Here is a 21,078-nt window from a genome sequence, read left to right as displayed (position 1 = left end):
ATATTCCAAGTAGATTTAAGTTTACTTTTAACTGGTGAAGAAAGTAGAATGAGTATTTTTGATGTTACACGAGCAAAAAAAGCAGTTTCAATAGACAGAAGAAAAGAATATAAATATGAAAATTTATGCTCCAAATTTATTCACAAAAAAGCAGAAACATTCTTTGTAACAGTAGATCCTAAAGAAAACCCTATTCCTTCACTAAACTCACACCCAGGTCAAGAATTTAATTATATACTAGAAGGATCAGTTAAAATATATATCCACAATAATGAAATTATATTAAATGAAGGAGATTCAATATTTTTTGATTCAAATCATAGACATGCTATGATAGCACTTAATGATAAACCTGCCAAGTTTATAGCAGTATTAATGTAGAAGGTAATTAATATGACATCTGTAATAGGAGATTTTTTAGAAAGAGTTGATTTTAAATCCTATAAAGATTTTTATAATAATTTTAAACTCAAATATAATGATGATTATAATTTCGGATTTGATGTAGTTGACAAATATGCGGAAATTGATCCTGACAAAATCGCTTTAATTTGGACTAATGATAACAACGAGGAACATATTTTTACTTTTAAAGAAATTAAAGAATACTCCAATAAAACTGCTAACTTATTTAAAAGTTTAGGTATCAAAAAAGGCGATTGTGTAATGCTCACACTAAAAAACAGGTATGAATTTTGGTTCTGTATGGTTGCATTGCACAAAATTGGAGCAATTGCCATTCCCGGAACCCATATGTTAAAGCTTCATGATATTGATTTTAGACTAAAACAAGCTAATGTGAAACTTGTCGTGTCTGTAGAAGAAGATTCATTGTTGCCTGATTATGAAGAAGCCGAAAAAGAATTGGGTATTGATTTAAAAAAGCTTGTTATTGAAACTGATAGAGACGGTTGGATAAACTTTAATAAAGCAATAGAAGAACAAAGCGATGTATTTGAAAGACCAACCGGTGATGATAAAACTTATGCTGAAGAAGTATTCTTAATTTACTTTACATCAGGAACCAGCGGACTTCCAAAAATGGTTTCACACAAACATACTTATTCATTAGGCCATATTCCAACAGCCAAATATTGGCATAATGTTGTTGAAGATGGAATTCACCATACTGCAGCAGATACCGGTTGGGGAAAAGCTGTTTGGGGAAATCTTTATGGCCAGTGGATTAGTGGTACTTCAATATTTATTTATGATTATGATAGATTTAACGGTATAAAATTACTTGAAAAAGTTATTGAATATAAAGTAAATACCTTTTGCGCTCCTCCAACAATTTACAGATTTTTAATAAAAGAAAACATAGAAGGATATGATTTTTCAAATCTCAGTTATGTTACAACTGCAGGGGAACCACTCCCTCCAGAAGTATCCAAAAGATTTAAAGAAATTTCAGGCCTTACTATTAAAGAAGGATTTGGTCAAACTGAAACTACATTATCTATTGGAACATTCATATGGCTGGATGCGAAACTAGAATCAATCGGGAAACCTTCCCCATTATTTGATTTGGAGTTATTAGATGAAAATCACAATAGAGTAGAAATCGGTGAAGAAGGAGAACTTTGTTTTAAAATGAATGATGGTCCAAATCCCGGATTATTTAAAGATTATGTGAATGACGATGAAAAATACAAACAGCAAATCCATCACGGATACTATCACTGTGGAGATACAGCATGGGTGGATGAAGATGGATATGTTCACTTTGTTGGAAGAAATGATGACATTATTAAATCATCAGGTTATCGTATTGGACCATATGAAGTAGAAAGCGCTGTTCTATCACATGAAGCAGTTTCTAATTGTGCAATTACTGCTTATCCTGATGAAGTAAGAGGCCAAATTGTAAAAGCTACTATTATATTACAACCAGGCCATGAACCATCTGAAGAACTTACTAAAGACATACAAAATCACGTTAAACGTGTCACAGCTCCTTATAAATACCCTAGAATGGTAGAATACGTGGATGAAATTCCAGAAACCATAAGTGGTAAAATAAGAAGAGTAGAAATAAGAGAAAACGACAAAAATTAAAGGAGATTACAATGGTTGAAGAAGAAATATCATTTCCTGTAATTAATTCTGAATTATGTAAAGGATGCAAAAGATGCATTGTAGGATGCCCACAAAATGCAATTTTACTTTCAGATGAAATAAATAATGCAGGATATCAATATGCTTATTATAGTGGAAATGGATGTACGGGATGTAAAGACTGTTATTTTACATGTCCTGAACCACTAGCCCTAGAAGTACATCAATACAAAAAAATTGTTAACGACGAAATTGGAAGAATGATTAAAGCTAAAGTAGCTAATAAAGGAGGAAGTTAAATGAGTAATCAAATGATAAAAGGAAATACAGCAGTTATCATTGGTGCAATGTATGCTGGTTGTGATTGTTTCTTTGGATATCCTATTACTCCATCAAGTGAAATCTTACACGAAGCATCAAAATACTTCCCAATGGTTGGCAGAAACTTTGTTCAAGCAGAAAGTGAAGAAGCATCAATAAATATGGTTTATGGTGCATCAGGCACAGGTCACAGAGTTATGACCGCCTCATCAGGACCAGGTATTAGTTTAATGCAAGAAGGATTTACTTTTCTTGCTGGAACAGAATTACCTGCAGTTATTGTGGATATTATGAGAGCAGGACCTGGACTTGGAAATATCGGACCTGAACAAGGAGATTACCACCAGATTGTTAAAGGAGGGGGACATGGAAACTACAAAAACATAGTATTAGCCCCAAACAGTGTTCAAGAAATGTGCGATTTAACAATGAAAGCATTTGAACTAGCTGATAAATGGAGAAATCCTGTAGTTGTTCTTGCTGATGGTACTTTAGGTCAAATGGCAGAGCCATTAGTATTTCCGGAAAAAGCAATTGAACCAAAAAATGATAAAGAGTGGGCAGTAAAAGCCACTAAAGAAACTATGGGAAATCTCATTACTTCAATTTATAATGATTTCAATGAATTAGAAGATTTCAACTTCAAACTCCAGGAAAAATATGCGAAAATGGAAGCTGAAGAGGTTATTGTAGACGAATATCAACTTGAAGATGCAGAAATTGTTTTAGTATCATATGGTATTAGTAGCCGTATTGCAAGAACTGCTGTTGATAAAAGTCGTGAAAAAGGTTTGAAAGTTGGACTTTTAAGACCAATAACATTATTACCATTCCCAGTAGATAGAATTAAAGAATTATCTGATAAGGGAGTTAGTTTCATATCCATCGAAATGAGTAACGGTCAATTATTATCAGATGTCCAATTTGCAGCATTAAGAAAAGAAGATACTCATTTAGTTAACAGAATGGGTGGAAATTTAATTGAGCTAAAAGATGTGCTTGCTAAAATCTATGAAATAGCAGGAATCGAAGACGAAAATTTAGATACTTCAAAAAGAAGTGATGAAAAAGCTAGTCCAAATATAATTGATTAAGGATGTGGAAAGATGAGTGAACAAGAAAACAACAATAAAGATTATGAATTACAAATACGTAGAAATCCACAATCCCTTTTAGAAGAATATTATAGAAAAGGAACTAATACACATTCAACCCATTATTGTACAGGTTGTGGACATGGAATCATACATAAATTAATAGCTGAATGTATGGATGAACTTGGAATTCAAGAAAGATGTGTTATGATATCTCCTGTTGGATGTTCAGTATATGCATATTTCTACTTTAACTGTGGAAATTTCCAAAGTGCACACGGAAGAGCACCTGCAGTAGCACCGGGTATTTCAAGAGGTGAAGATAATGCAATTGTAATGAGCTATCAAGGAGATGGAGATTTAGCATCCATCGGTTTAAATGAAACATTACAAGCAGCAAATAGGGGAGAAAAAATTGCAGTATTTTTCGTTAACAATACTATTTACGGAATGACTGGTGGACAAATGGCTCCAACAACATTAATTGGAGAAAAAACCGTTACCTGCCAAACTGGAAGAGATCCTAACTATACAGGACACCCTACACATATGTGTGAGTTAATAAATACCCTAAAAGCTCCAGTATATATTGAAAGAGTATCTCTTGCTAATCCTTTAAAAATCAGACTTGCCAAATTTGCAATTAAACAGACATTGACTGTTCAAAAAGAAGGAAAAGGATATTCATTTGTCGAAATATTATCACCTTGTCCTACCAACTTAAAACAGGATGTGGCTAGCGCACAAAAATTTATTGAAGAAAAAATGGAAAAAGAATTCCCTGTCAAAAACTTCAGAAATGAGTTATATAAAAGAGAACCTATTCAAAGACCGGCTAGTGACTTTTCTACCGAATCATTAGATAAAATATTTAATGTTAACAGAAGCGAAGGGACAGGTTATGTTGATGATGACATTAACCCATTAAGAATCAAAGTTTCTGGATTTGGTGGACAAGGAGTTTTAAGTGCAGGACTCACTATAGCTCAAGCAGCTTGTGCTGAAGGAAAACATGTATCCTGGTATCCAAGCTACGGACCAGAACAAAGAGGAGGAAAATCCAATTGTTCCGTCGTTATATCTAATGAACCCATAGGTACACCAGTTATTGATGAAATTGATATTCTTATTGCTTTAAACAAACCATCATTAGAACAATTCTCACAAGATGTGAAAGATGGTGGAGTTATACTTTACGATGCAAATATCGGTGAGTTTACAACAGATAAAGATGTTAAAGTTATTGCATTGCCTTGTGTAGATATCGCGGAAGAACACGGAAATGCTAAAACTGCAAATACTGCTCTTTTAGGTGCATTAACTGAATTAGGAGATGTTTTAAAAACAGAATCCTATGAAAATGCGATTAAAGAAATGTTTGCATCCAAACCTAAAGTAGTGGATGTTAACCTTGATGTTTTACACGCAGGAGCAGAATGGATTAAGAACAATTCATAGTGTGATTTAATGACATATAAAGAAAACAGTGAAAAATACCTTGAAAATTACGATTTAAGTATAGGAGATACCATTAAAGTACATAAAGAAGATATTTCCTATACTGGGATATTATTAGATCGTCCGGAAGATGCTGAAGATGGATTTCTAGTTTTAAAATTGTCAAGTGGTTACAATATTGGTGTAGCTATTGATAACACTACAGCAGAGCTTGTAGAAAAAGGAGATAAACCTAAAATTGGTTATGATGAAAGTGAAATTCCAAAAGATCCTTCCAAAGAAAATATATCAGTCATATCAACTGGTGGTACAGTATCATCCGTAATTGACTATAGAACCGGAGCAGTATATCCAAAATTTACAGCATCAGATTTAGTTAAAGCAAACCCTGAGTTATTAGATTATGCAAATTACAATGTAAAAGCATTATATAATATATTCAGTGAAGACATGAGACATGAATACTGGACTAAAGCAGCTGAAGCAATAGCTAATGACATTTCAGAAGGTGCTGACGGTATTGTAATAGCACATGGTACAGATACAATGCATTACACATCAGCAGCATTAAGCTTTATGCTAAAAACCCCAGTACCAATTGTTATCACAGGAGCTCAAAGAAGTTCAGACAGACCTTCAAGTGATGCTAACATTAATTTAATTGATTCAGTGATTGCTGCTAAAGGAGATATTGCAGAAGTATGTGTCTGCATGCATGGAAGTTTAAATGATAACTTTACTTACTTGCATAAAGGTACAAAAGTAAGAAAAATGCACACTTCAAGAAGAGACACCTTCAGAAGCATTAATGCTCAACCAATAGCTAAAATCGAAAACAAAAAAATTAACATCAATCCTGAGTATTCATATACCAAACGTGGAGAAAATGAATTAGAAGTCAATACAGATATTGAAGAAAAAGTTGGACTTGTAAAAAGTTTTCCGGGAATTTCAAAAGACTTTATTGAATATCATATTGATAAAGGATATAAAGGGCTTGTTATTGAAGGTACCGGTCTTGGACATACTCCAAATGAATTAATTGATTCATTTAAAAGAGCAAAAGATGAAAATATCCCAGTAATTATGACATCACAATGTCTTTATGGTAGAATCAATATGAATGTCTACTCATCAGGCCGTGAATTAATTGATGCCGGAGTAATTTCAGCTCAAGACATGACTCCTGAAACAGCATATGTCAAATTATGTTGGGCATTAGGTCAAAGTGATGATTACAATAAAGTAAAAGAGATTATGCAAACTAATATTGCAGGTGAATTTAGTGTTAAATCATCAATTAAAGATTTTTTAAATTAAGGTGATAATATGGATTATAATGAATTAGGATTAAAAATGGGACTTGAAATTCACCAACAATTAAACAGTGAGCATAAATTATTCTGTCCGTGTAAAACAGAACTTGTTGATGATGATTATAACGAATTAATTCAGAGAAAATTAAGACCAACACAATCCGAGCTTGGAGAAATTGATCGTGCAGCACTGCAAGAATCCTTAAGAGGTCTTAATTTCAAATATGAAAACTTTGAAAAACATACCTGTCTTGTTGAAAACGATGATGAACCACCACACAGTTTAAATGAAGAAGCATTAGATATTTGTATTACAATTGCATGTTTGATGAATATGCATATTGTAGATGAATTCCATACAATGAGAAAACAGGTAATTGATGGAAGTAACACCGGTGGATTTCAAAGAACAGGTATGGTTGCAACTGACGGATACCTGGACACACCATACGGAAGAGTTGTTATAGAAAGTTTAGGTTTGGAAGAAGATGCAGCAAGAAGAATAGAAACAAAAGACGGATATACCGAATTCAGATTAGACAGATTAGGTATTCCTCTAGCTGAAATTACAACAGACCCTTCTATGCATGACCCTGCCCAAGTTCGTGAAGTTGCATATATGCTTGGACAAATCTTAAGAAGTACTAACGTTAAAAGAGGACTTGGAACAATAAGACAAGATTTAAACATTTCTATTGCTAAAGGTGCTCGTGTTGAAATCAAAGGTGTTCAAGACTTGGATTTAATGTCAGAAATTGTTGAAAGAGAAGTTAAAAGACAGTTAGTATTAATTGACATTAAAGAAGAACTTGAAAATAGAAATGCTGAAGTTTTAGAAGAAATCCATGATTTGGATGAATTGTTCACAGATACTGAATCCAAAATTTTAAAATCTGCTGAAACTATCAAAGCGGTTGTATTGAAAGGATATGATGGTTTAATTGGTCGTGACGTACAACCTGGTAGAAGATTTGGAACTGAAATTGCAAGTTATGCTAAAAAACGTGGAGTTTCAGGTATATTCCACTCTGATGAATTACCTGCTTACGGCATTACACAGGATGAAGTTGATAAAGTCACAGAATTCTTAAATATTGGTGATGATGATGCATTCATTATTGTAGCTCATGATGAAGACATAGCTATTTCTGCATTAGAAGAAGTTAAAAGAAGAGCTGCTTTAGGTTTGGAAGGTGTTGTAGAAGAAACCCGTAAGGCATTAGATGATGGAAACACCGAATACATGAGACCTCTTCCAACAGCAAATAGAATGTATCTTGAAACTGATATTCCATTATTTAAAATTACCGAAGATAGAATTGAACCTATTGCAAATAATTTACCTGAATTACCTGATGTTAAACAGGCAAGAATTATTAAAGAATATAAATTAAGTGAAGATTTAGCAACACAGCTTGTTAAAAGGCAAGAAGCAGATATGTTTGAAGCTATTTTAGCAGATGTTGATGTAGATGCAACACCTATAGCATCACTTCTTGCATATGATTTACGTGAAATCAAAAGAGAAGGTTATGATGTTAATATATTAACTTTAGAACACTTCAAAGGAATATTTACTCTTTTATCTGAAGGTAAAATTGCAAAAGATAGTGTTCGTAAACTAGCTGTCGAAACAATCAAAACTCCTGATGATGATATTGCTGAAATAGCTGAGAAAAACAATTTAACCATGATGAGTGAAGATGATGTAGCTAAAATCATTGCAGACATTGTAGCTCAAAATGAAGGAATGGTTAAAGAACGTCAAATGGGGGCTATGGGACCTTTAATGGGAATGTGTATGAAACAGCTTAAAGGTAAAGCAGACGGCGGTCTGGTTAATAAAATTGTACGTGAAGAAATTCAAAAATTAATTTAGGAAAATATCTCCTAAATTATATTTTAATAAATGGAGAGTTAAAATGAAAAATAAGTTAAAAAAGATTAGCCTAAGCGGATGGATAATGATTTCCATGGTTTTAGGGCTTTTTGTTGGTTTATTTTTAAATTTTTATGTGACTGATCCATTTATTAAAAATATAGTATTAATCAATAATGTTTTCTACTTGGGAGGAAACGGATTTATTCGATTAATGAAAATGTTAGTTGTACCACTTGTTTTCTGTTCTATTGTAGTCGGAGCGGCATCGCTTTCAGACATTAGAAAAATCGGTACAATTGGTGGAAGAGTAATAATAATTTATATTTTAACAACAGCATTAGCCGTCAGCATAGCACTTTTTATAGGTAGCGTGATTCAACCAGGTATTGGTCTAAATATGGCAGGTAATTCTACAATAACATCAAATGTTGCCATTAATCAAACGGCCGCAGATACACTATTAAATATAATACCTGATAATCCAATTAATTCACTTGCTAACGGAGATATGTTACCAGTAATCATATTTGGACTGATTATTGGTCTAATTTTAGCCAAATTAAAAGATAAAACCGAGTTAGTTAATGAATTTTTCCAGCAATCAAATACCGTTATGATGGAAATGACGTCCCTTGTGATGAAATTCGCTCCAATAGGCGTTTTCTGTTTAATGGCCAAAACATTCGGCAGTTTAGGTTTTGAAGGTCTGATTCCATTAGGTAAATATTTTGTATGTGTCATTATAGCCCTAGGAATACAAATATTCGTTGTTTATCCATCATTACTTATTATATTTACAAGATTAAATCCTATTCGATTCTTTAAAAAATTCGTTCCAGTTATGTTTTTTGCATTTTCATCATCAACTTCAAATGCAACAATACCTTTAAATTTAGAAAAATTATCCGAACTTGGAGTTTCACGAGAAGTATCTTCATTTACAATACCATTAGGTGCAACTATTAATATGGATGGAACTTCAATAATGCAGGGTTGTGCAGTTATGTTTACAGCCCAAGCTTTTGGTATTGATTTGGGACTTTCTGCATTAATAACAGTTATTTTTACCGCAGTGATGGCTTCAATTGGAACTGCAGGTGTTCCGTCAGTTGGACTCGTTACCCTAACCATGGTATTCAATTCAGTTGGTTTGCCTATAGAGGCAATCGGTATGATTATGGGAATAGACCGTATTTTAGACATGATCAGATCAGCGGTAAACGTAACTGGAGATGCAATCTGTACAATAGTTGTTTCATTCAAAAATAAATCCATTGATTTGGACATATATAATGGAAAAAAAGAATATGAAAAAAGTGAATTAGATTTTGATTAATACTAAACAATTCAAAATCTTGAGTATTAATATTTGTAGATATTATAAGCATAGAATTATTGTCTTGACTAATATTATCATCAAAACTTAATGATTTTAAAAAAAAAATAAAAAATTAGAATAAATCGAAAAAAAATTAGTCTATGCCATTTAAATCATGATATGCTGAAGTTGCTGCAACAGCACCTTCCCCGCATGCCACAACCCACTGTTTTAGGCCAACACATACATCACCGATTGCATAAACATGTTCAATATTGGTTTTTTGTTCCGTATCAATTATAATATGGCCTGATTCATCCAAATCAACACCCAACTGTTCTGCAAGTTCTGTGTGTGGAATATAACCAACACTTATAAATATTCCACTTATTGGAAGATCCGTTAATTCACCGGTTTGTGTGTCTTTTAAAACAACTGATTCAACAAGCATGTCACCTTTTATTTCTTCAACAACAGCATTATAAATAACATTTATACCTTTTTCTTTTATTTGATTTTGCAGGTGTTTTTGAGCTCTAAATTCATCTCTTCTATGAACTAAAGTAACATTTGCACCCAAGTTATCCAGATACAATGCTTCCTGTAGAGCACTATTTCCTCCACCGACCATTATTATGTCTCTTCCTTGAAAGAAAAATCCATCACAGGTTGCGCAGTAGCTAACGCCTTTTCCTTTAAATTCCTCTTCACCTTTGGCATTAAGTTGCCTGTGGGAGCTTCCTGTTGCTAAAATAATTGATTTACTTAAGTAGGAATCATTATCGGTTTTAACTGTAAAATCATCCCCATTTTTAGTAATTTCCAAAACATTTTCATTTTCATGAAGTTCACAATTTTTAATAGCCTGAGCTTTCATTTTTTCAATTAATTCCAAACCGGAAATCTTATCAAAACCAGGGTAATTCTCCATTTCAGGGACTTCACGTCCTATTCCACCTGCAAGACCCCTATCAAGAATCAGATTTTTTGTTCCCTGACGTCCAGCATAAATTCCTGCAGTAAGGCCACCAGGACCTGCTCCAACAATAATTATATCATATTTTTCCATAGTAACATAACCTAAGATAAAAAAAAAGATTAAAGACTATAACAAGTCTTTAATAGCGGATTTTACATCACCTAAATCTTCAGTTGGTTCAAATCTTCGAACAACATTACCTTCACGGTCAACTAAAAATTTAGTGAAATTCCATTTAATATCATTATTATCTTTATAATGTCTATCCATTGCTTTTAAAACTAATTTAAGTTTTGTTGCACCTTTTCCAGTAATATCTGTAAATGGCTGTTCATTTTTAAGGTATTCAAATAATGGATCTGCATTTTCTCCATTTACATCAATTTTATCAAATATTTGATAAGGCACTAACCATTTATTGCGGCAAACTTCGGCAATTTCTTCAGTTGAACCAGGAGCTTGTTTACCAAATTGATTGCATGGAAAATCTAAGATTTCAAAACCTTGTTCATTAAATTCAGCATAAATTTCATTTAATTCAGTGTATTGTGGAGTAAAACCACATTTTGTTGCTGAATTAACAATTAATAATACTTTACCCCCGTATTCTTTTAAGGAAACCATGTTTCCTTCACCGTCTTTTACTTCAAAATCATAAATTGACATCATTTTATCTCCATTACATTAATGACTTAACAATAGTTAAGGCTTTATTATTATATTAATTAAAGTATTATATAAACATTTTTTAAAATTTAGGAGTACCTAAAAATACATTACCCAAACACATTATTGTCCATAAAACTTTTCAATCATTAAATTAGTTTTTCACAATTTACTAATTTAATTAAAAACGGGAAATTTTACTGCCAAATAATTTTCCAAATACAAGGTGTTTAAAAGTGCGAATTAAACACCTAATATTATCTCTTTTTAAATGAAAATATGACTTCATTAAGCAAAAAAACCTATTCAACAAAAACTTTAAAATTTTTCTTTTATATGCAATTTACATTGCAAGCAAGTGCTTGTATTCGAAAATAATTATATTAAATTATTTATATAGATAATAGTTAAAAAAATATGTATTTTGAAAAAAATTATGGTGATAGAATGAAACACGTAAAAAAAATTGCTTTATCAATAATCATTTTTATCTGTTGCATATATCCAGTTGTTTCAGCTGAAGTGAACGTAAATGAAAACAACACACATTTAACTGATAATAACATTAATTTAGCCAGTCCAACTAATTTTGGAAAAAAATATCCTATGTTCAAAATAGAATCAAATGATACTTTTCATGTAGGGGACGACTTTCGCTTCCATGTTACATGGAATCCCGAATATCACGGTCCAGTACATGTTAATCTCGATGATAAATATAAAACTACTGTCTACAGCGATAATGGGCAATTTTATATAACAATCAGGGGTGTTGATTTATCACCAGGACTACATTTCTTCAGGGTGGAATCCGAAGAAGATGATCAATGGTTCTATGACGGTGCTGGTACAACAATTATCGTTAAAGAGAACTAATTTAATTAACTTTTTAGCATTTAATTACATACTAAATTTACATTTTTAAATTAAATTTTTTGAATATGTAATTTATATTCTTTTATATTATTCGATTATGTAAAATACAATATATGAATAATTCGCCAGATTCCTTCAATATTTTATACACCTAAACCATCTAGACTAAACTATATTTTTCAAACTTCATCAAAATGATAATGTTTTACATTGATTAACCATCATACTATATAACGATAAAATTAAAATTAAAATAAACTATTTAATATTAATATAAACTAATTAAAAGTAAATTTTATTAAAACTATTAAAAATAATTTAGTATTTATGTTAAAAATAATTAATTAAATAAATAAATTTAAAATAAATGATATTTTTCGATAGTAAAAATCAATAATATCAATGAAAAACTTTATAATATATATTTTACATACTTATAAAAAGGAGGTGAAAAGTATTAAAAAAGGTATCATATTATTGGTTTTTTTATGCATGCTAATGATTCCATGTGTTTGTGCTGAAAATGTAACCATTGACAATACAATGTCTATTCAAGATGCTGTGAATAATGTTAATGATAATGATACAATCTACCTAACACCTGGAACATATACTGAATCAGGCATTAAAATTGATAAAAATATTACTTTACAAGGAATGGGAACTGCAGATGAAGTGATAATTGATGGTAATAATTCAAATACCATAATATTAGTCAATTCTGTAAGTCAAATAAAGTTTTTTAACCTTACTTTCATCAACGGAAATAGTCCTGATTATGGTGGAGCAATCCACACTGAATTAGGTGGACAAATATATGTTGATAGTTGTAATTTCATTAACAATACAGCAAAAATTAATGGAGGAGCTATTGATATTGCTGGAGAACAACATAACATTAAATGGCAAGTATTTACAAATTACGGATTTTTAAATGCCACAGATTGTAAATTCATCAATAACAAAGCATACCATGATGGAGGTGCACTCGCCACATATTGGGGAAACTCATATGTTTATAATTCTTATTTTAGCCAAAATTATGCAGATAGAGATGGAGGATCAATTCGTGTAGGAGTTTATTCAACAACATTTACTGAAAACTGTACTTTTGATAATAATACTGCAAAAGAATGGGGTGGTGCTCTTTACAACTGGCCTGGCGAGTTAACAGTAAACAATTGTACTATTACTAATAATAATGCAGGTAAACAAGGCGGAGCAATGATTACATCAGGTCCCCTTACAGTTACTAATTCTAAAATTATAAACAATACTGCTGTTAAAAAAGGAGGTGTTGTCTATATTGCAGAAGAAACTCCTCATATTCCATCAACTGTTATTTTTAAAAACAATTATATTGAAGGAAATTATGCTAAACAAGGATCATTAGTTTTTGCTGATGAGACAACATCAACTGCTACTACTTTTGATGGAAACTATTGGGATATTGACCCTACTAGTGATGAATGGGCGAAAAATTTTATTACAAATGATTTAATTAATATGCCAACCAAATTCATTGATGAAAATGGAAATATCATCACTTTAATACCAAAAGAAAAGGTTACACCTACAGATATTATTCCACATGTTCCTGAAGAAAGACCTGACCACCATGATATTCCAGAAATTATTAATCAAACAAATACTACAACATCAGAAAAAACAGAAAATGCAACAATACCGGAAAATACAGAAAAAACAGAAAATGCAACAATACCTGAAAATACAGAAAAAACTGATGTGGTAAACCAAAAAACTGAGATTAATACTATCGTTGAAAATACAGAAATTCTTGAAGAACTTGTTAAAAATTTAGATACTAAAATCAATTCAACAACAATTCAAGATAATGGTGTTGGTGAAAATCCATCTCAAAGCAGAGCATCAAGTTCCGATTCATCACAAAGTAGCGCATCTGATGATGCTTCAACTGCACATGAAATTGTTAAAAAAGATGTTGCAAAAAAATCAACAGATTCACCATTACCATACATAATTGCAATCATAGTTATTTTAGCAATTTTAGGTTATGGATTCCTAAAATCTAACAAAAATGATGATTAAATTCATCATATTTTCTTTTTTTTAATAAAAAACAAGTGGAATGTTGAGAAAATTACAAAACTCAACATCAAAAAGTTTTTCTAATTATATCTTTCAGATAAATAAATATATACAAAAAATGCAATTAATAAAACAACAATAACTGGTAATAACCACATAAATAGATTAAATACTAAAACACCTACCAATATTGCTATAATTATAAATGCTAAATCTCTAAGTTCCATGTAAAATTAATATATTTTCAATAGTATATAAATTGATATTATAGTAGAAAAAATATTGAAAAAAAGTTAAAAACAAGTAATAATTCCATAATAATACTTTTTGAAGAGAATATAAATAAAAAATCCAATTAATAGGCCAATAATGACCGGCAATAACCAAGAAAATATTTTTAATACAAAAGCCACAAATAAGATTGCTATAATCAATCTATAATTTCCATGTAAAATTACTATATTTTCAATATCATATATATTTTTGATACAAAGTATAATAAATGAAAAAAACCAAAAATAAAAATATAATATTTTGGAGCATAATATGACAATTTTAGTAGTTAATAATAAAGGCCAATATAACCATAGAATTCAACGTAGTTTACAGTATCTTAAAATTGATTCACAATTAGTTTCAAATACTTTAACTATTGAAGAAATTGAAGCTAAAAATCCCACCGGATTGATTTTAGGTGGAGGCCCATCAATTGAAGGATCTGGAAACAGTGAAGAATACATCAAACACTTTGATGTACCTATTTTAGGAATATGTTTAGGCCATCAGTTAATTGCTAAAAGCTATGGAGGAGAAGTCTCAACTTCCAATACAGAAAGTTATGCTCAAGTTCAAATTAATATTATTAATGATGAAAACTTATTTGAAGGCCTGGCACCAGAAATGGCAGTTTGGTCTTCACATAAAGATGAAGTTAAAAGTATTCCTGAGGAATTTGAAATTTTAGCTAATTCAAAATTATGTGATATTGAATCCTTTAAACATAAAGATAAAGACATATATGGAATTCAATTCCATCCAGAAGTACATCACACTCCTAAAGGATCACAGATATTTGAAAATTTCTATAAAATATGTAAAAAATAAGGTGTAATAATGATTGATAATGCAGAAGACTTAGCACAAAAAGCACAAGACAATAAAGCCGGTTTAAAAAAACAATTTGTTAACATCCCAATTGGTGATGAAGAATATGGATTTAGAATTTCAGGAATTGGAGGTAAATCCGTAAAATTAGAAAAATTTGTTAAATATGATGAAATATTCGAAGCTATTGAAGCAGGAAATGACAATGGTTTAGAAGCTATGATTAAACAAATTATTGAAGATTACGAAGAAGATGAAGAAGAATAAGTGATTATATGTTAAGTCCAAAAGAATTTATTGAAGATGCAATTCAAAAAATCAAAGACCAAATCGGAGATGAAAAAGCTATTATTGCACTTTCCGGTGGAGTTGACAGTTCAGTTTGCTCTGTATTAGTTCAAGAAGCAATCGGAGACAATTTAACTGCTGTCTTTGTAGACCATGGTCTTTTAAGAGAAGGTGAAGTTGAACAAGTAACCAATACATTCAAAGATAGATTAAACTTTAAATTTATTGATGCATCAGACGAATTTATGGATCAGCTTGCTGGGGTTGAAGACCCTGAAGAAAAAAGAAAAATCATCGGAAGAGTATTTATCGAAGTATTTGAAAGAGAAGCTATAAAATCAGGAGCAAAATTCTTAGTACAAGGAACAATTGCACCAGATTGGATAGAAAGTGATGGAAAAATAAAATCACACCACAACTTAGCTCTTCCAAGCGGAATGGAATTAGAATTATGTGAACCAATTCGTGACTTATACAAAGATGAAGTAAGAGAAATTGGTGATGAATTAGGTCTTCCAAAAACAACTGTCTACAGACAACCTTTCCCAGGACCAGGACTTGGTGTTAGAGTCATTGGAGATTTAACAAGAGAAAATGTTGAAATCTGTAGAAAAGCAAACAAAATCGTTTGTGATGAAGTTGAAAAAGCGGGCCTTGATGAAGAAGTATGGCAATACTTTGCTGTATTAACTGATAGTAAAGCTACAGGAGTAAAAGGAGACCAAAGAGACTTTGGATACTTAGTTATTGTAAGGATAATCAATTCTGTTGATGCAATGACTGCTTATGTACCACAATTACCTTGGGATGTTGTACAAACAATCTCAAAAAGAATAACTTCTGAAATTTCAGAAGTAACACATGTTGCTTTATCAATAAGTGACAAACCACCTGCAACTATCGAATTTTGTTAAATAAGAGATTTTATCTCTTAACTTTTTTTATTTATTATGAAAGCTACAAAAAATGCATATTTAGCCAAATTAACAGAACAAATCCAAATGAGATCTGTTAAAGTTGGAAAAAATATTGAAGGAAGTACACCGCCATCCGTTTTCATTGGAAGATGGTCCTATCCTAAAGTTTATGCCGGACCCATGATGGTAGGAGAAGCAGGAGATACTTCAATTATGGATTCTCCAGAATCCTGGATTGGTCAGAACAAACAACAGGAAGACATTATTAATTATCGGATGAATCTTGTTCGTGGAAAACAATTAATTAAAATAGATGATTTGGAAAATCCTTTTGTTGAAAAATTACAGGACATCTCTCTTGCATCCAAATCAATTGACAGTGAAGCTACTTTTGGAAAAACACCAACAGGATCAATGTTTACAGAAGACAGTACTCCGCATGGTCCAAGCGCAGTTATTGAAAAATTTGATATAGATGCCGTAAGATGGGATAGGCAACTTGAAAAAACATTTTATGATACTGATTTGAAAGCTGTAGATGCAGTTGTTAATCTTCACAACAAAGAGGTTCCATTTACGGCCATGCAAAAGGCATTTTCTGTCGGTGCTATAGGTACTAAAAATAAAAGGAAATTAGTTCCTACACGTTGGTCAATTACAGCATGCGATTCAACACTTGCAGACGAATTCTTAAAAGACGTTAGAAAATTTGAACAATTAGACACATACAGAGTATTTGAATTTGGAGCTCTGAATACTTATTATGTAATTATTTTAACCCCAACCGAATGGCAATATGAATGGTATGAAGCGTTTATTAAAATAATCAAAAATGAAAGATTAATATTTTCAGATTATGAAACAAACGGTGGCAAAAAAGAATATTCTCGAGTAGGAGGATGTTATTATACTGCAAAAATGGTAGTTCTTGATTATCTCTCAAAAATTAAAAAGCAATCTGGTCTAGTTATTTTAAGAGAAGCATATGAAAACTACATTCCATTAGGTGTTTTCAATGTACGGGAAAATATTAAAGAAGCAATGGCAAGACCCTACCTGGAATTTGAAACATTGGAAGATTCTCTTAAATATGCAGGCACAAAACTTAGAATACCTGTTAAAGAATTTGTAAATCAGGGCACATTGCTTAATGAAATGCTCCACACAAAACAGACTACCCTTGATATGTACTTTAAAAAATGATATTATGATATTTGAATTTAAAACTCCTAAAGATGAAACAAAACAAATAATGTCTGATGTTGCGTCAGGAAAAATTGAAAACATTAATTTTGAAAAGGAATGTGAAAAAGAAGTTAGTGAACTGACAAATGCAGAATTTGCTAAAATTACTTCAAGCGGCAACAACAGTATTTTTGTTGCATTAATCTATATCAAAGGAGACATTATCATTCCAGATCAGGGAGGGTGGCATGGATTTAAACAGATTGCTAAATTTTTAGGAAAAAATATTATTACTCTTAAAACTGATTTGGGCCTTATCAATCCAAATGAATTGGATAATTATGATATTAAAGAAAATTCTGCACTGATATTTACCAGTTTTGCAGGTTATGCAGCAGAACAGAACATAAAATCAATTTCCAAATATTGTAAAAATAATGGAATCACTACAATTGAAGATGCATCTGCAGGAATTGGTGATGAAAAGGGATTGCTTGGAAACTGTAAATATTCAGATATTGTTATTGCATCAACAGGACAGCCAAAAATAATTAATGTTGGAAGTGGTGGATTTATTGTAAGCAATGATGAAAATCTTTTTAGTGAATCATCACTCCCATTAAAATTAAGTAAAACTAATGAAATTATTTGTAGTGGTATACATGAAGAACTTAAAAGTGTTAAGAATAACCTACAGCTCACAATAAATGCAACAAACTATCTAAAAAAATATATACCTAACCCAATACATAGTGAAAAAAGAGGCGTCAATTTAATTATTCAAGATGATGATGCTAAACAAAAAACATGGGAGTTGAAAAAGCAACTGCCTATTAACAAAAGTGGATTTATTAATAAATGTCCAAATTACAATAGGGTAAAAACAAAAGCAATATCAATAGAAATAAAAAATTTAAATTATAATTGTCTTGAAAAAGAATATCTAGATGAAATAATCAAAGCAGTCAATAATCTACAACAAGTTTAGATATTCTATCAATCAATATATTTTCTACATCAATTATTTCCAGTTCATCATCATTAATATCATAAATTTCTTTTAACTTTCCAACATCCGGAGTTAAAACATCATCATCCAAAGTGAACAATGAAGATAATTGGGAAGTATAATCATCACAATCAATTAAAACAGCACATAAATTCATAGGTCCTTCTTTTAAACCCAACAAATTAAAAGCCTTGGAAATTTGTCTTTGAGCAGAGCATCTAAGGCAAATCTCAACACTTAAATCATTAGCAAGGTTTTCATCACGTTCAAAAGCAAGAAAAGCCTGATTAACTCCATGTTGAATATGTCTTCTGCCAGCTACAGCATCGGCATTTAACAATTGAATGATTTCTGAATCTTTTTTTATAGAATTAATTTGATTTAACGTATCGCTAACAGAATCTATTTTTCCTTTTAGTCCTATAATTTTTAAATCCATGAAAATTACTCCCTAAGTAATCTATTAACACCTGAAATATAAGCCTTTACACTAGCATCAATAATATCAGGTTCGGTACCGCGTGCTGAAATAATACGGTCTCCTTTTTGAAGTTTGATAATAACATCAATAAGTGCATCAGTACCTCCAGTAATAGCATCTACGTGATATTCAATAAAATCAATATCCCTGAAAATATCCAATGAATTAATTGCATTAATGGAAGCATCAACAGGACCAATACCAACACCTGCATTCAGAATTTCTTCACCATCAATATTTAATTTAACAGAAGCGGTAGGCATGACACGATTTCCTGAAACAACAGTAATATCTATTAATTTAATTCTATCCAGATGATTGATTTCTAAAACATTATCTGCTATTGCCTGCAAATCAACATCAGTAACCGTTTTTCCCTTGTCTGCAAGTATTTTAACATTGTCGCAAATTTGTTGGAGTTGAACATCATCAACATTCAAACCCAATTCCTTTAATCTGGAATTTAAACCATGGGTACCAACATGCTTACCAATGATAAATCTGCGAGTACGGCCGACAAGTTCCGGAGTCATAGGTTCATAAGTAGCAGAATTTTTAATAATACCATCAGAATGAATACCTGATTCATGAGCAAAAGCATTTTCACCAACGATGGCTTTATTTGGTTGAATATAAACACCAGTTAAACGTGCCACAAGTTTAGATATATTATAAATCTCATTAATTTTAATATCTGTTGAAAAATCAGGCAATAATCTATCAATGCCAACAATAGACTCCTCAAAAGAAGTATTACCTGCACGTTCACCAATACCATTTACAGTAGAATGAAATTCCACAGCACCACCTTTTAAAGCAGCCAATGTATTGGCAACAGCAAGGCCAAAATCATTATGGCAATGACAGGATAAAGGTGCATTGATATCTCTCAAACTATTAAAAAGTTCAAAAGAAGAATCAGGAGTTAAAATACCAACCGTATCACATACACAAACTCTATCAGCACCATGATTAATTGCATTTAAAAAAACGGTTTTTAAAAATTCTACATTACTTCGAGATGCATCTTCAGCAGATATTTCTACAGTAAGACCATGATCTTTACAATAATCAACAGCAGAATTAGACATCTCAATAAGTTTATCTCTAGTGATTTTTAATTTATCAAAAATATGTAAATCTGAAGTAGGAACAACTAAGTTAACTGCATCAACATCACATTCTAAACAGTAATCAATATCTCCAGTTAAAGGTCTAGAAAAACCTAATATTTCTGCATTCAAACCCTGTGAAGTAATTTCCTTAATAGATTTTCTCTCCCCTACAGAAGTAATGGGAGAACCTGCTTCAATATAATTTAAACCAATTTCATCTAGTTTAGAAGCAATTCTTAATTTCTCCATTGATGTTAAAGAAACACCTGGTGTCTGTTCTCCATCACGTAAAGTTGTATCCAAAACTTTAATCTTCATAAAATCACCAGAAAAATCATAAAAATGAACAATAAGAAACAAAACAAATCAAAAAAAATAGTATTAATTGTAATAGAGAAAGCTTGCAGCGAAATGAAATTCCCATAGAAAACCATAGTACACAAACAAAACACAAAAGGACTTCACTACTGGGATCGAAACGAGACCAGGTATAACCCCCATGCTATGACCGCAATACTTACCTATTACACATGAAAATGAAAAATAATGAAATAATAAAATTATCAGTGCTACTTTCACCCAAACTGTTAACACCTAACCAAATTGCTACCAGACCATACTACTATAATAGAAGAAGTATTAGTCTACTAACAAATTAAAATAATGCAAGCGAACAATTGGAAGTAGCGGACTCAACAACTCGGAAAAAAACCTCGAAGCTTACATCCCTACCTCATCAAACAAGTCTTCTCCTCGCGTCCTCAAAAGCAATCTATTTTCAGGGGATCCCTCAGGCTTAGATGCTTTCAGCCTTTATCACCTAGCGCGTAGCTGCCCGGCAATGCCTTATCAGACAACCGGTCGACCAGAGGCGCCGACAACTCGTTCCTCTCGTACTGGAGCCACCTTCCCCTCAGACTACTAACACATCCATTAGATAG

General features: G+C 31.6%; 19 protein-coding genes and 2 rRNA genes. 15 read left to right on the top strand and 6 right to left on the bottom strand.

From position 1 onward, the window contains the following. The 8 genes from ACKI5C_RS11070 to ACKI5C_RS11035 all read left to right on the top strand — a co-directional run. Positions 1-381: cupin domain-containing protein (locus ACKI5C_RS11070; protein ID WP_407433169.1), on the top strand; the 381-nt coding region annotated here is incomplete at its 5' end. Positions 382-393: 12 nt separating this feature from the next. Continuing rightward, positions 394-2,058, top strand: coding sequence for an AMP-binding protein (locus ACKI5C_RS11065; RefSeq protein WP_407433168.1), 1,665 nt, complete (start codon positions 394-396; stop codon positions 2,056-2,058). Positions 2,059-2,069: 11 nt separating this feature from the next. Further along, complete coding sequence (locus tag ACKI5C_RS11060; RefSeq protein WP_295591685.1) at positions 2,070-2,357, top strand: 4Fe-4S dicluster domain-containing protein; 288 nt, start codon at positions 2,070-2,072, stop codon at positions 2,355-2,357. Then, on the top strand, positions 2,358-3,473 hold the full coding sequence (locus ACKI5C_RS11055; protein WP_407433167.1) for a 3-methyl-2-oxobutanoate dehydrogenase subunit VorB: 1,116 nt from the start codon (positions 2,358-2,360) through the stop codon (positions 3,471-3,473). A 12-nt stretch (positions 3,474-3,485) separates the two neighbouring features. Then, complete coding sequence (locus ACKI5C_RS11050) at positions 3,486-4,931, top strand: 2-oxoacid:acceptor oxidoreductase family protein (protein ID WP_407433166.1); 1,446 nt, start codon at positions 3,486-3,488, stop codon at positions 4,929-4,931. Between the two features lie 9 nt (positions 4,932-4,940). After that, the gene (gene gatD / locus ACKI5C_RS11045; protein WP_407433165.1) at positions 4,941-6,251 is read left to right on the top strand and encodes a Glu-tRNA(Gln) amidotransferase subunit GatD; all 1,311 of its coding nucleotides are present in this window, start codon (positions 4,941-4,943) and stop codon (positions 6,249-6,251) included. Positions 6,252-6,260: 9 nt separating this feature from the next. After that, on the top strand, positions 6,261-8,126 hold the full coding sequence (gene gatE, locus ACKI5C_RS11040) for a Glu-tRNA(Gln) amidotransferase subunit GatE (protein WP_407433164.1): 1,866 nt from the start codon (positions 6,261-6,263) through the stop codon (positions 8,124-8,126). Between the two features lie 43 nt (positions 8,127-8,169). After that, positions 8,170-9,465 (top strand): dicarboxylate/amino acid:cation symporter, encoded by a 1,296-nt coding sequence (locus ACKI5C_RS11035; protein WP_407433163.1) that lies wholly within the window; start codon positions 8,170-8,172, stop codon positions 9,463-9,465. Between the two features lie 136 nt (positions 9,466-9,601). Here the strand turns inward: ACKI5C_RS11035 and trxB are convergent, their stop codons facing one another. Further along, positions 9,602-10,516, bottom strand: a complete 915-nt coding sequence (gene trxB, locus ACKI5C_RS11030) for a thioredoxin-disulfide reductase (protein WP_407433162.1) — start codon at positions 10,514-10,516, stop codon at positions 9,602-9,604. A gap of 36 nt (positions 10,517-10,552) precedes the next feature. Then, positions 10,553-11,095: a glutathione peroxidase gene (locus ACKI5C_RS11025; protein WP_407433161.1), complete on the bottom strand. Its 543-nt coding sequence runs from the start codon at positions 11,093-11,095 to the stop codon at positions 10,553-10,555. 444 nt (positions 11,096-11,539) lie between these two features. Between ACKI5C_RS11025 and ACKI5C_RS11020 the strand changes: the two genes are divergently transcribed. The 7 genes from ACKI5C_RS11020 (at position 11,540) to ACKI5C_RS10990 (ending at position 18,520) form a co-directional block, all read left to right on the top strand. Then, positions 11,540-11,968 carry a hypothetical protein gene (locus tag ACKI5C_RS11020; RefSeq protein ID WP_407433160.1) on the top strand — a complete coding sequence of 143 codons (429 nt, stop codon included), beginning with the start codon at positions 11,540-11,542 and terminating at the stop codon, positions 11,966-11,968. Positions 11,969-12,445: 477 nt separating this feature from the next. Further along, entirely contained in the window at positions 12,446-14,038 is a 1,593-nt protein-coding gene (locus tag ACKI5C_RS11015) for a hypothetical protein (RefSeq protein WP_407433159.1), read from the top strand. A 546-nt stretch (positions 14,039-14,584) separates the two neighbouring features. Further along, positions 14,585-15,142 carry a GMP synthase subunit A gene (locus ACKI5C_RS11010; RefSeq protein ID WP_407433158.1) on the top strand — a complete coding sequence of 186 codons (558 nt, stop codon included), beginning with the start codon at positions 14,585-14,587 and terminating at the stop codon, positions 15,140-15,142. 9 nt (positions 15,143-15,151) lie between these two features. Beyond that, complete coding sequence (locus ACKI5C_RS11005) at positions 15,152-15,409, top strand: hypothetical protein (RefSeq protein ID WP_407433157.1); 258 nt, start codon at positions 15,152-15,154, stop codon at positions 15,407-15,409. Between the two features lie 8 nt (positions 15,410-15,417). Beyond that, positions 15,418-16,344: a glutamine-hydrolyzing GMP synthase gene (gene guaA, locus ACKI5C_RS11000; protein WP_407433156.1), complete on the top strand. Its 927-nt coding sequence runs from the start codon at positions 15,418-15,420 to the stop codon at positions 16,342-16,344. A gap of 36 nt (positions 16,345-16,380) precedes the next feature. Next, positions 16,381-17,550 (top strand): hypothetical protein, encoded by a 1,170-nt coding sequence (locus ACKI5C_RS10995; RefSeq protein ID WP_407433155.1) that lies wholly within the window; start codon positions 16,381-16,383, stop codon positions 17,548-17,550. Between the two features lie 4 nt (positions 17,551-17,554). After that, on the top strand, positions 17,555-18,520 hold the full coding sequence (locus ACKI5C_RS10990) for a DegT/DnrJ/EryC1/StrS family aminotransferase (protein ID WP_407433154.1): 966 nt from the start codon (positions 17,555-17,557) through the stop codon (positions 18,518-18,520). Here the strand turns inward: ACKI5C_RS10990 and cgi121 are convergent. From cgi121 to ACKI5C_RS10970, 4 genes are all read right to left on the bottom strand, one after another. Further along, positions 18,498-18,980 carry a KEOPS complex subunit Cgi121 gene (gene cgi121, locus ACKI5C_RS10985; RefSeq protein WP_407433153.1) on the bottom strand — a complete coding sequence of 161 codons (483 nt, stop codon included), beginning with the start codon at positions 18,978-18,980 and terminating at the stop codon, positions 18,498-18,500. The genes ACKI5C_RS10990 and cgi121 overlap by 23 nt on opposite strands. 5 nt (positions 18,981-18,985) lie before the next feature. Then, positions 18,986-20,455: a (R)-citramalate synthase gene (locus ACKI5C_RS10980; protein WP_407433152.1), complete on the bottom strand. Its 1,470-nt coding sequence runs from the start codon at positions 20,453-20,455 to the stop codon at positions 18,986-18,988. 80 nt (positions 20,456-20,535) lie between these two features. After that, positions 20,536-20,653 (bottom strand): 5S ribosomal RNA (rrf, locus tag ACKI5C_RS10975). Between the two features lie 141 nt (positions 20,654-20,794). Then, positions 20,795-21,078 (bottom strand): 23S ribosomal RNA (locus ACKI5C_RS10970); the annotation flags it as partial.

It is taken from the genome of Methanobrevibacter sp., assembly GCF_045646045.1.
Lineage (GTDB): Archaea > Methanobacteriota > Methanobacteria > Methanobacteriales > Methanobacteriaceae > Methanocatella.
This window is presented reverse-complemented; position numbering and strand designations above follow the sequence as displayed.

Excerpts from the sequence above, each read along its gene's own strand:
- trxB (WP_407433162.1), bottom strand. The coding sequence starts at position 10,516 with ATGGAAAAATATGATATAATTATTGTTGGAGCAGGTCCTGGTGGCCTT.
- guaA (WP_407433156.1), top strand. The coding sequence starts at position 15,418 with ATGTTAAGTCCAAAAGAATTTATTGAAGATGCAATTCAAAAAATCAAA.
- ACKI5C_RS10995 (WP_407433155.1), top strand. The coding sequence starts at position 16,381 with ATGAAAGCTACAAAAAATGCATATTTAGCCAAATTAACAGAACAAATC.
- gatD (WP_407433165.1), top strand. The coding sequence starts at position 4,941 with ATGACATATAAAGAAAACAGTGAAAAATACCTTGAAAATTACGATTTA.
- ACKI5C_RS11060 (WP_295591685.1), top strand. The coding sequence starts at position 2,070 with ATGGTTGAAGAAGAAATATCATTTCCTGTAATTAATTCTGAATTATGT.
- ACKI5C_RS11065 (WP_407433168.1), top strand. The coding sequence starts at position 394 with ATGACATCTGTAATAGGAGATTTTTTAGAAAGAGTTGATTTTAAATCC.
- gatE (WP_407433164.1), top strand. The coding sequence starts at position 6,261 with ATGGATTATAATGAATTAGGATTAAAAATGGGACTTGAAATTCACCAA.
- ACKI5C_RS11050 (WP_407433166.1), top strand. The coding sequence starts at position 3,486 with ATGAGTGAACAAGAAAACAACAATAAAGATTATGAATTACAAATACGT.
- ACKI5C_RS11020 (WP_407433160.1), top strand. The coding sequence starts at position 11,540 with ATGAAACACGTAAAAAAAATTGCTTTATCAATAATCATTTTTATCTGT.
- ACKI5C_RS11025 (WP_407433161.1), bottom strand. The coding sequence starts at position 11,095 with ATGATGTCAATTTATGATTTTGAAGTAAAAGACGGTGAAGGAAACATG.
- ACKI5C_RS11010 (WP_407433158.1), top strand. The coding sequence starts at position 14,585 with ATGACAATTTTAGTAGTTAATAATAAAGGCCAATATAACCATAGAATT.
- ACKI5C_RS10990 (WP_407433154.1), top strand. The coding sequence starts at position 17,555 with ATGATATTTGAATTTAAAACTCCTAAAGATGAAACAAAACAAATAATG.
- ACKI5C_RS11005 (WP_407433157.1), top strand. The coding sequence starts at position 15,152 with ATGATTGATAATGCAGAAGACTTAGCACAAAAAGCACAAGACAATAAA.
- cgi121 (WP_407433153.1), bottom strand. The coding sequence starts at position 18,980 with ATGGATTTAAAAATTATAGGACTAAAAGGAAAAATAGATTCTGTTAGC.
- ACKI5C_RS11035 (WP_407433163.1), top strand. The coding sequence starts at position 8,170 with ATGAAAAATAAGTTAAAAAAGATTAGCCTAAGCGGATGGATAATGATT.
- ACKI5C_RS11055 (WP_407433167.1), top strand. The coding sequence starts at position 2,358 with ATGAGTAATCAAATGATAAAAGGAAATACAGCAGTTATCATTGGTGCA.
- ACKI5C_RS10980 (WP_407433152.1), bottom strand. The coding sequence starts at position 20,455 with ATGAAGATTAAAGTTTTGGATACAACTTTACGTGATGGAGAACAGACA.